This window comes from Pseudomonas sp. YuFO8 (assembly GCF_035065025.1).
GTDB lineage: Bacteria > Pseudomonadota > Gammaproteobacteria > Pseudomonadales > Pseudomonadaceae > Aquipseudomonas > Aquipseudomonas putida_AE.
Map to the genome: position 1 here is coordinate 56,606 of NZ_JAXDEQ010000034.1, position 10,837 is coordinate 67,442.

The following is a 10,837-nucleotide window of genomic DNA, read 5'->3' on the forward strand; positions in this document are numbered from 1 at the left end:
GGCGCGGTGTACGCGCCGTGCGGGTATCAAGCGCTGACGGTGGTCTTGTGTGCGGCCGGGCAGGCTTGGGCCTCGCGCTGGTCGGCATCGCGGTACTCGAGGTAGGTCCGCTGGATGGCAATGTGATCGGCCACGTACTTGGCGTCATGCCACACGCCCCAGATGAAGGACGAACCGCGACGGGACTGCCAGGGCAGGCCGAGGAAATACACGCCCGCCTCGCTGGACACACCGCGCTGATGCCGGGGCTTGCCGTTGTCGTCGAAGGCGTCGACCTGCAGCCAGCTGTAGTCCACGGCAAAACCGGTGGCCCAGATGATCGACGTCACGCCGGCCTTGGCCAGGTCGAGTTCGAGGATCGGGTTGGAGACACAGTCCGGCTCCGGGAAGGTATGGCGCGCTTCGGGTTCTTCCGGCAGGTCCAGGCCATTGCGTTCGATGTAGGCATCGGCGGCGTCGAGCAGGGCCAGGTAGTTTTCATCGCCCCGGGCCAGGTTGTCCGCCAGGTTCGCCTGGAAGGTCGCCACGCTGCCGTTGAACGATTGGGTCAGGCCCACCAGCACCATGCCGGCATGGGCCAGGCCACGAAAATCCACGGTGCGGCCACCCTGGGCGCCGCTGACGGCGATGGTCACGTGTTCACGGCCGGGTTTCATCGCGGCCTGGTCCCACTCGCCCAGCACCCCCAGCCACCAGCAAAAATCGCGGTTGCGATAGGCGCGGGGCGGACGATCGTGGGCGCCTACCGACAGGTACACCTGCTTGCCGGAGCGCTGCAATTCATCGGCGATCTGCACGCCCGAGGAACCGGCGCCCACCACCAGCACGGCACCCTCGGGCAATTGCCCGGGATTGCGGTAGTCGGCGGAGTGGATCTGCAGCAGTTGCGCATCCTTGGGGGCGATCGGCGGGATCACCGGACGCTGGAACGGACCCGTGGCAGCCACCACGCGACTGGCCTCGATCACGCCTTGGGAGGTCTCGATGGTGAAACCCGGGCGACCGACGTTGCGCTCGACCTTCTGCACTTCCACGCCAGTGCGGATGGGCGCCTTGAACTTGCGGGCATAGGCTTCGAAGTAATCGGCCACACGCTCCTTGGGGGCAAAACCATCGGGGCTGATGTCGTCGAATTCCAGGCCGGGAAAACGGTCGTGCCAGGCCGGACCATTGGCCACCAGCGAATCCCAGCGGCCGGTGCGCCAGCGCTCGGCGATACGATTGCGCTCCAGCACCAAGTGCGGCACGCCGAGCTTGCTCAGGTGTTCACTCATGGCTACGCCGGCCTGGCCGGCGCCGACAATCAAGGTATCTATTATTGTTTTTTCAATGGTCATCTGCTTGCCCTTCGAAGTTGGTTAACGGTCGGTGTCGACCTGCCATTTCCTGGGCTCAAGACTAGGGATCAGCCTGATATCGGTAAAATATTATTAAGCTGGCATTTGAGTATAAATAATTGATGCAGAGGGGTTTCGGCCAACCGTGGCGTCGATATTCACGGTGGGAACCTGCGGGAAATCGGGGGAGCAGGTGCCGTCATAGCAACCATTCATTTGCTCGATACCCATCATTAAGCAATGCAAGTTCTGTTTTTCCACCAAGGGAGGAAGATAGCGTGATACCGATCTCGCCATTGAAGGAATAAGCGCGATGAGAATCTCGACCCTGCTGGCTTTTGTCGCCGTATTCAGCGGTGGCATCGCTGCCACTGCACCGGCCATTGCTGCCGATGCCTCCTGCCACTTCCCGCCGATCACCGACAGCGCCGCGCCTTTGCAACACGCGCAAACTGTGGCGGTGCTCTACAGCGAAAACACCCTCAATACCCAGCAATACCTGGAGAGCTACCACGATGTGGCGGTGAAGGGAGCGCAGAACCCCGATCTGGATTCGCGGATCAGCCAGGCGTTCGTCGACAGTTCCGATCCGCAGCGGGCGATCGGCTGGTTGCTTTCGTCGTTGCAGAAGGAGTTCGCTGCGGTGACGGTCTACGACAGCCTCGATGCGGCGTTGCAGGCGCATCCGGATGTGGTGGTGATGCTCGACACCTACAGTCGCCTGGTGTCGAAACGCAACAATCAGGTCGAAGCGCGGTTTGTGGCTAAATTCTACGATGCGAACCTGCAATACATCGGCCAGGCTGCGGGTTCGCGTGCCGAGCAGATGCCTTCGGTGTGGGTGCATGGCAAAGCCACGCCGCAAATTGCCGCGCAGATCAATCAGCAAACGGTGTTGCAGGTGAATGCGTTGAAGCAGTTCGATGCGTCGCTGAAGTCACTGGTGACCACTGGACACGTGGCGCAAGTCGCAACCAACTGATTCCACTCTCCCTCTTTAGAAGCTGCCGCAGGCTGCGATCTTTTGATCTTGCTCTTCGACCATCAATGAAACCGTCAAAAGATCGCAGGCTGCGCCAGCTCCTACATGGATTGCGTACATCAACCAGCACCTGGTCGCGACAGAGGAGCTGAAACGCGTTCTCACTCCGATCATCCGTCAGGCAAAACTGCGGAGTCAGAGCGAGACGCTCGCGGAACTCGTGAATCTGAGTACATCCATCACCCACAAAAAAGCCCTCGCGGCCTTCATGGCAACGAGCGCTTTTAAATGGGGAAAAATCAAACAGGCTGAAATACGGAAATTTCCGACGTCATCAGTGGACTTTTCCGGCATTCATTCTTGCTGCTTCTTGTTAGCTTCCTCGGCCATTACCGCTCGTTGATGTCGTCATGGATGAGATTCGCGCGGTTGTCGTTCTCAGCTCAAGGATCAGCTTATGTTCGCACCGGCCAATGTTGCTCATTTCGAACTGAAAATCCCCACCGTTCGCAACGATTTCAAGGTCCTGGCCTTTCACGGTACGGAAGCCATCAGCAGCCTATACGCAATCAATATCGAGATGGTCAGTGAGTACCGGGATTTTGATCTGCAAAGCCTGTTGCGCCAGCCGGCGTTCCTCCAGTTCGGCCTCAATGGCGAAGGCATTCATGGCCGTATCGACGAGGTTTCCGTAGGGGAGGCGGGTCGTCGCCTGACCCGCTATCACCTGACCCTGGTGCCGGTGCTGCACTATTTGCAGTTCAGCCACCATCAGCGGATTTTCCAGGGCCTGACCGTTGCGCAAATCATCGCCCAGGTACTCAAAGGCCACGGCATTCTCGCCGATGTGTTTACCTTCCACGTCAGCCCCGGCCCCGAGCGCGTCTACTGCACCCAGTATGGGGAAAGCGACTACGAGCTGATCCAGCGGTTATGTGCCGAGGAGGGCATTGCCTGGCACCACGAGCATTCACCCGATGACCATATGCTGGTGTTTACCGACGATCAGGTCTTCTTCCCCAAGCTGGCTGAAACCCCTTTTCAACAAGGTTCCGGTATGGTCGCGGAGCACCCGGTGATCGATCGTTTTTCCATGCGTTTCAGCACCCGGACCAGCGCGACCACGCGCCGCGACTACGACTTCACGCGCCCGAGAGCGCCATTGGAAGGTCACTGCACGGCCGGGAGTGGGCCTGAACTCGAAGACTATCGCTACCCCGTTTTCATCGATAATGAAAAACACGGTAGACAGCTTGCCCGTCACGCGCTGGAACGGCATCGCAGTGATTACCAGTTGGCCGAGGGCAGCAGCGATCAAGCGAATTTGCGCAGTGGCCACTTCTTTGAACTGACCGATCACCCGCGTCAGTCCTACAACGACTTGTGGCTGTTGCTCAGTGTCAGTCACGCAGGAAAACAACCCCAGGTTCTTGAAGAAGCGATCACCCGTGAGGTCAAGCCTGAAGACGGCTTCAGCCAGGGTTACCGCAACAGCTTCAGCGCGATTCCCTGGGACGTGTCTTATCGTCCACCGCTGGTCCCGCGCAAAACGCTGCTGGTCAGCCAGACCGCCCGTGTCACCGGGCCTGCGGGCGAAGAAATCTTTTGCGATGAATACGGGCGGGTCAAGGTCGAGTTTCCTTGGGACCGCGCCGGATTGGGCAGTGACAAGAGCAGTTGCTGGCTGCGGGTGTCATCCAACTGGGCAGGAGACAGGTTCGGCGCGGTGACCATCCCGCGTGTTGGCATGGAAGTGGTGGTGACGTACCTGGAAGGCAATCCGGATAATCCCTTGATTACCGGTTGCGTGCCGAACGCGATCACTACCGTGCCGTACCCCTTGCCGCAGCACAAGAGCAAAACCGTGCTGCGCAGCCGCAGTTCGCCCGCCAGTGGCGGCTACAACGAGCTGTCGATTGAAGATCGCGCCGGACAGGAGTTGGTCTACCTGCGCGCCCAGCGTGACCTCGAACAGTTGATCCTCAACGACAGCGGCACCCGGATCGATAACGACCGCCGTGAGCAGATCACACGAGACAGCCACAGCCAGATTGGTAACGACCGGTTCGAGCAGGTCGGGAAAAACAGTTCAAGCCTGATCAAGGGCGACGAATTGCACACCACCCAAGGCCAGCGCCACACGATGATCGGCGGTGACGAGCTGATCAGCATTACCGGCAACAGCAGCACCACCGCCAGCGGCACGCTGGTGATTCAAGCCGGCCCTCAGGTTCATGTAACCGCCGCCAATGTGGTGGTCGATGCCGGCATGAGCCTGACGCTCAAGGCTGGTGACCACTACATCGTGATCAACCCGGAGGGCATTTTCAGCAATGTGGCCATCGACGACGGTGGCGATCCGTTGGCGGGAGTGCCGCCGGCCCCGCCGTTGGCGGCGCACGGGGCGGTATCGGCGCCCCTTCTGGCGCCCTTGTCGGTACCCGCGCAGCGGTTGGCCCTGATGGCCAGGAATCCTGTTTGCGCGATGTGCGAAGCCCTCAAACAACAGGGTGGGGCAGCCAATGCTTGAGTTACCGCCATTGCCCGATGATCCGCCCTGGTCGTTGCCGGCCTATCTGCTGTTGGACGGTGTCAGCGCCGCGAATCTGGCGCGTCGCCTGCACCGCTGGAATAACCCGGTGTATTGCCTGTACCACGGCACCCGCTGGCATGAGCTGGCGGACATCTCCCCCTGTCTGGTCACGCTCAAGGGGGCAGGGGATTCACTGCTGGCGTACTTCCAGGAACATGCCGCGCTGGAATGGGGTTATCTGCTGTTCAGCGAGGCCGACGCGTTAGCGCTTTGCAAGCATTGGCGTCGCCTGCTCAGTGTTGAGCAGGCGGAGGGCGTGGAGGTTATGCCACGCATCGCCGATCCAGCCGTCATGCATCCTCTGTTCGACCTTGCATCCCAGGCCAACAGCGCACGCTGGTTCGGGCCTGTCGCCCACGTCTGCCTCCCCGATGGGGTAGCGGGCGTCTGGCGGCAGCACACCCGCTTCGAACAGGCCCGGGCTGAACCGCAGGCTTATCGACTGACCGATCAGGAGCTTACGGCACTGGGCGAGGTCGAGTTTCGCAACGTCGTCTCAGACTTGATTGAGCACTTGCAAACGCATTTCCCGGCGTTCATGGCGAATTTTCCAGGGCCTGAGGGTCGTCAGTATGTACAAACACTGGCGAGCGAAGCCTACCAGCAAGGCTTTTCCTCAGAGCAGGAATTGGTCTTTTACGCGAACGTTTTTGGTTATCTGGCCGGGCAACCGGTGATTGAACATCCTGATATCGCGCAACTGCTGGCAGGGACGGCAGCGGGCGCCCCGTTGGCGCGCGTGGAACGCGCTGCCGAGCTCGCGGAAAGCCGCGCTGCCGATCGACAAGGAGGCCCACTGTGACTGCTCAACAACCATCACCACCTAAAGTCAGTGCCAACATCGCGGCCAAGGCCAAGAGCGTCAAGGACGCTCGTTCACCCATTGGGCTGTGTCCCTTGATGGGCCACAAAGTGCAGCTGCTGCCGCTGCGCTACGGTCTGGTCGAGCACCTCGACCCCGCTGCGAAACTGACAATGCCGCTAAAACTGAACAGCCAGCCCCTGGGCATTCGGCTGCTGCGTGACGGCTATCTGTACATCATCGACAACAACACCGGCTACCTGCACGAATACCGCGTCGAACAAGGGCAGATCAGCAAACTGCTGTGGCAGGGCGCGGAGGTGGCGGGCGACACGCGCACCGCGTCGGTCGGCGAGCCGCATCTGGTCTTCGCCCGGCAACACCGCTTGTACGCCAGCTATTCGGAAATCCAGTGGACGGCCTTCAAGTGCGCGCAAGTGCTCAAGAGCGCCACCGAGCGTGAACGCTTGATGCAACGCATCGATCTGGCAAGCGCTTGCCCTATTGATGGCGGTATGGACTTGTTGAGCAAACTGCAGGCGGAAAAATGGCTGGCGGAAGTGGCGCCGCCCATCCCGCCGGCCGCGGGCACAGGTCCCGAGGCATTGCCCGAGGGCGCCCACCCGCAGGAACGCCAACCCTATAGCTGGGAAGCTGCGCCGCTGTTCAAGGAGACGGGGATCGAGGCGCTCACCAGTCGGGTGCTGGGTATCTACCAGAACGACTATCTGTTTTTGGTCTTGCGCGACGATTTTGGCGTGATGCGCGACCTCGCCAGTGCCCAGTTGCAGGTGGCGGACTGGATCGAGCACTGGAGCGCCGACGAGGAGGCCCAGCGCAAATACCTCACCGGCGCTTACATCCAGTCCTTGTATGAGGTGGGGCCGGAGCGTCTGCAAGCCTTGGCTAACACGAAACCCGAAATCAAAGACTTGCAGGAGGCCCTCAGCCCGCAACAGCAGACGGCGCTTCATGATTACTTGCGGGCCAAACGTGAACATGCAAGGCCGCCCATCTATGGCGATGAGCAGGCCTGGCGCAAGGCGGCGACCAGCGATCCTTACGCGCGAGCCTTCGTCAATCTGCTCGATAGCCTGGGCGAAGCGCTGTGGCAAAAACATCAAAGCGCTATCGGCGCCCTCCATGTGCAAACCTGGGAGGCGCTGAACGGCAAGGCCATCGGCGAGCGTGGCATCGATCAGTTGGTCAAGCGGGCCGAGATGCAAGCGTTCGTCCGCCAGCAGCAAACGCTGCTCAGCCATTGGCAACGGCGCCTGCAAGCCATTCGTGAAGACCGCTTGAACATGATCGTCGGCGGCCATTTTCATCGCGCCGCCTGGTATTACGATTTCGAGCAAAACACGCAGATCGAGCATCGCCTGGAAACCGAGTTCGTCTGCGTGGCAGCCCTGTGCAGCCATCGTGAAGCGACTGAAAAACTCGCCGTGTTCCTCGAACAAAACCCGCTGACCGTCGTACCGGGGCTGGAAACCCTGCCCCTCGCCGAACAGCTGGATGTGAGCAAAAAGCTGCTGGATCTGAGCAATTTTTCGATCCAGGTCGCCACGGCCCCGGACAGCCTGGCCAGCGTCAATGCGCTGGCCAATCAATTCAACAGCCTGATGAACGAACGGCTGCCCAACTATGCGGATCTGAATACGCGGTTCAAGGGGCTGCAGAGTTTGTTGGATGGGGCGTATAACCCGGCCAGGCAACTCAGCATTGCGGACGAGCTGGAAACTGCCCATGACGCACTAAAGCAGCGTCAGCACATCGACCCCAATAAGTTCCTCCGTGACCTCAGTCAGTCGGCACGCCTGCAACTGTTGCGCGAGTTTTCCCGCAGCGGCCTGACCCTGCGGGCGGCGTCGGCTAACGAAATCCAGGCCTTCAACAAGACCCGCGATGACGCCCTCGCTCTGCGCCGCCAGCTCAAGCGCGCCTACAAGTTGCGCCGTGAGGAGTTGTCGCGGCAAACCCATGGCATGAGCGCGCCGGGCAGCGAGCAGGCGCATAACCAGCGGATCAATGAGCTCAAGGACGCGCTGCTGCCGTTGGAAGACCGCCTCAGCCGAGCGTTGACGGTCGGTGGCGGCGGGCGGCGGCAGATCGGTACGGTGGTCGATGGCATGGACCCGGTGCTGCGTAAGGAAATGCAGCGTACGGTGCGGGATTTCCGCGCGACGGGGACGTTTGGCAAGCCGCTGAGCAGCGCCCTGAACTCTGGAGGCGATGGCATTGCGTTGTTGTTGTTTGTGTATCAGGGGCAGAAATTTGTTGAGGTGTTGAGTTCGATCATCAAAAACAAAGAGCGTTCTTTATCAGATGCAGTGGCATTCCTTGAGTCTGTGGTTGGAGCATCTGCTGCGGGTTTCGCCGCTGTGCAAGGCCTATCGGTGACGATCCTTCAAGCGCATATCGAACAAATGGACAGTGCCGCCGGCAAACTCAATACGATGAGCCGTTTAGGACGCTGGAGTGGCATCGCAGGAGTTGGAGCATTTGGATTTGGTGTGTTGGCTGCGGCCATCGACTTAGGCAAACATTCCCAACAATGGGGCAAAGCACTCGCCGCAGGCAATTATCAGGCATTGGCGGCTACGACCCTGCAAATCGCGGGCGACGGCATTCTGGTGGGCACCAATACCTGGGGCGCCAAACACACGACGTCGATCATCAGCCAGGTCCTCAAGAGGCCCGCCCAACTGCGAGCCCTGGCCTGGGCCGAAGCCAGCCCGCGGCTGCTGAGCATCGCCGCGAGAGCCAACCTGGTGGGGCTGATTGGCACGGCCCTGCAATTGGCCGGCGAAGGTCTGTACAACTACTTCAACCTGGACACCCTGCAAAAATGGCTGCAAGCCAGCGCTTGGGGCACGGCCAACCTGCAACGCAGCCTGGCCGAGGACTGGAGCGCCTTGGCCCGGGTGGTGCAACAACCGACCTGTGAACTGGTCCGCGAAGGCCAGCGCACCTACCTGCAACTGCGACTGCCGGGGGTCCGCACCCGCGAAATGGACAGTCGCCAACTGCGCCTGCGGGCCTTTCATCAAACCCGCGATCGGCAAACCCAACCCTACAGTCGGCAGGCACCGCCCGTCCGCTGGCAGGAAAACAGTGCAGCTTGGGCTGCGGTTGCCATGGTCGTCAGCCAGGAAGACGAGGCGCTGACACTTCAGTTGCCGATCAGCGAAGCCCAGCAAACCTCGGATTTCGCCCTGACCCTCACCATCGGCTATCAACTGGAAGCTGAACGCAACTTGTTTCACTACACCAGTTTTGTCCTGCGCGACCTGCGCATCGCGACGGTGCGGGGCGTACGGTTGCCAGCCCAGGGCCGGTTTGCGCTCGATGCCGCGGAAGCCTTGCCCAGCGGCCTCGACAAGACGCTCTTCTGGGGGTGCGAGCGCGCGGAAATGGCGGCGCTCGATGATTAGCCAACTGTTCAAGCGCCGAAAACCGCCGGAAACTCCAGCGCCGACACCGGACATCCGGAGCCAGCGGCCCCGTGCCGGGGAGCTACGGACCAGGGGCTTAAATGAAACCTTGTTCCTGGCGCCGTTGCCGGTGTACACCGGGCAGGCGCAAGTGTCGCGGCGTAATTTTTCGGCGATGAACGAGACCTACCTGGAGTTGGGAGGAAATAATTACGGGATGGTGGAGCAGGGAAAAAGATTGGCGTTTGGAATCTGGATTCCTTTGTTTGTAGCTTTCATTGCCCCGAGTCTATTAATCATGTACGGAGTACTTTTTTACCCAGAAAACTTTAGGACCCCATGGCGCGATTTACTCCTGTTTATAGAGGCAGGTAGCAAAATCAGCCTTGCATCCATTCTCCCAATAGGTGCCGTTATCTACGGCATGCTCTCCAACGTCCGAACCCTGGCCAAAAGCTACCCGGTCCGCTTCAACCGCCAACGCCGTGAAGTCTGCTACATCGACGACACCACCCATCGGGTGCTGATCGTGCCTTGGGAAAGCGTGGTGGCCTGGGTCGCCCGCAGCCAGGGCGTGACCAGCTACGGTGCGATGCGCGATTACACCTTCGGCATGGGGCTGGAAGACGAAGAGCACGACACCGTACAGTTTGTATTGTCGGCCCAACCCAGCGATGCACACGCGCTGGGCATGTGGACGTTCATTCGCAACTACATGGAAGAAGGGGAGCAGGTGGATACGCCCAACCCCATGCTTGCCGCGCTGGGCATCACCCTAACCGAAGATGAGCTCAAGCCTTACGAAGGGCTGCACACCTTTGAAATCGAACGGCTCGATGCCAGGGCATTGGGTAGGCTGGACGACGGAGGGGGCGATCTGACTGCTGAAGAGCGCAAGCGTTGGGGATACTCCAAGCGTTCCCACTGGCCTCTGCGCTGGTGGTACGTCAGACGAGTGATCGTGTTCTGGAAAATGCCCTACCTGATCGCCGAATGGGCTCACCGCAAGGGCCGCCCGACACTGCCTGAAAGTGTGCAAGCCTGGTCCCAACCGCTGCCCCCCGAACAATGGGCCCAGCCCAGCCCAGCGCTGCAAAAAACCAACGCCCTGGTCAAGACCGCCATGGACAAAAAAGGCGCAAGTTTCGTCGACGCCTGCAAAGCAGCGGGGTTGCATTGAATCCTGCGCGGCACACCTGGCCCGGCGGCCGGCCCTACAGTCGGCAGGCACCGCCTGCCCGCTGGCAGGAAAACAGTGCGGCCTGGGCCGCAGTGACCGCGGTCACCAGCCAGGAGGAAGAGGCACTGACCCTTCAGCTGCCGATCAGCGAAGCCCAGCAAACCTCGGATTTCGCCTTGGCGCTCACCCTCCGATACCAGCTGGAAGCTGAACGCAACTTGTATCACTACACCAGTTTTGTCCTTCGCGACCTGCGCATCGCGACGGTGCGCGGCGTACGGTTGCCGGCTCAGGGCCGGTTTACCCTCGATCCCGTGGACACCTTGCCCAGCGGCCTCGACAAGGCGCTCTTCTGGGGATTGAGGCGAGCAGAAATGGCGGCGGACGATGTTTAAAAATCTGTTCAAACGCAAAGATAAGGTCGCCGCTGAATCTACGCTGGATATTCGTAGCCAGCGGCCCCGTGCCGGGGAGCTACGGACCAGGGGCTTAAATGAAACCTTGTTCCT

General features: G+C 60.4%; 7 protein-coding genes. 6 read left to right on the top strand and 1 reads right to left on the bottom strand.

The features are described from left to right. Positions 1–26: 26 nt before the first annotated feature. Positions 27–1,337 (bottom strand): flavin-containing monooxygenase, encoded by a 1,311-nt coding sequence (locus tag SOP95_RS24235; RefSeq protein WP_323608582.1) that lies wholly within the window; start codon positions 1,335–1,337, stop codon positions 27–29. 313 nt (positions 1,338–1,650) lie between these two features. On the opposite strand from SOP95_RS24235, the gene SOP95_RS24240 reads away from it, so the two are divergent. The 6 genes from SOP95_RS24240 (at position 1,651) to SOP95_RS24265 (ending at position 10,723) form a co-directional block, all read left to right on the top strand. Then, entirely contained in the window at positions 1,651–2,319 is a 669-nt protein-coding gene (locus SOP95_RS24240) for an ATPase (RefSeq protein WP_323608583.1), read from the top strand. Positions 2,320–2,776: 457 nt separating this feature from the next. Next, positions 2,777–4,849 (top strand): type VI secretion system Vgr family protein, encoded by a 2,073-nt coding sequence (locus tag SOP95_RS24245; protein WP_323608584.1) that lies wholly within the window; start codon positions 2,777–2,779, stop codon positions 4,847–4,849. Beyond that, entirely contained in the window at positions 4,842–5,714 is an 873-nt protein-coding gene (locus SOP95_RS24250; RefSeq protein WP_323608585.1) for a DUF4123 domain-containing protein, read from the top strand. The genes SOP95_RS24245 and SOP95_RS24250 overlap by 8 nt, the downstream gene beginning before the upstream one ends. Then, positions 5,711–9,148, top strand: coding sequence for a toxin VasX (locus tag SOP95_RS24255; RefSeq protein ID WP_323608586.1), 3,438 nt, complete (start codon positions 5,711–5,713; stop codon positions 9,146–9,148). The genes SOP95_RS24250 and SOP95_RS24255 overlap by 4 nt, the downstream gene beginning before the upstream one ends. Further along, positions 9,141–10,328 carry a DUF6708 domain-containing protein gene (locus SOP95_RS24260; RefSeq protein ID WP_323608587.1) on the top strand — a complete coding sequence of 396 codons (1,188 nt, stop codon included), beginning with the start codon at positions 9,141–9,143 and terminating at the stop codon, positions 10,326–10,328. The genes SOP95_RS24255 and SOP95_RS24260 overlap by 8 nt, the downstream gene beginning before the upstream one ends. Continuing rightward, positions 10,325–10,723: a hypothetical protein gene (locus SOP95_RS24265; protein ID WP_323608588.1), complete on the top strand. Its 399-nt coding sequence runs from the start codon at positions 10,325–10,327 to the stop codon at positions 10,721–10,723. The genes SOP95_RS24260 and SOP95_RS24265 overlap by 4 nt, the downstream gene beginning before the upstream one ends. Positions 10,724–10,837 lie beyond the last annotated feature (114 nt).

What these genes read in the sequence shown, in the direction of transcription:
- SOP95_RS24235 (WP_323608582.1), bottom strand. Translation starts at nt 1,337, where the DNA reads ATGACCATTGAAAAAACAATAATAGATACCTTGATTGTCGGCGCCGGC.
- SOP95_RS24240 (WP_323608583.1), top strand. Translation starts at nt 1,651, where the DNA reads ATGAGAATCTCGACCCTGCTGGCTTTTGTCGCCGTATTCAGCGGTGGC.
- SOP95_RS24245 (WP_323608584.1), top strand. Translation starts at nt 2,777, where the DNA reads ATGTTCGCACCGGCCAATGTTGCTCATTTCGAACTGAAAATCCCCACC.
- SOP95_RS24250 (WP_323608585.1), top strand. Translation starts at nt 4,842, where the DNA reads ATGCTTGAGTTACCGCCATTGCCCGATGATCCGCCCTGGTCGTTGCCG.
- SOP95_RS24260 (WP_323608587.1), top strand. Translation starts at nt 9,141, where the DNA reads ATGATTAGCCAACTGTTCAAGCGCCGAAAACCGCCGGAAACTCCAGCG.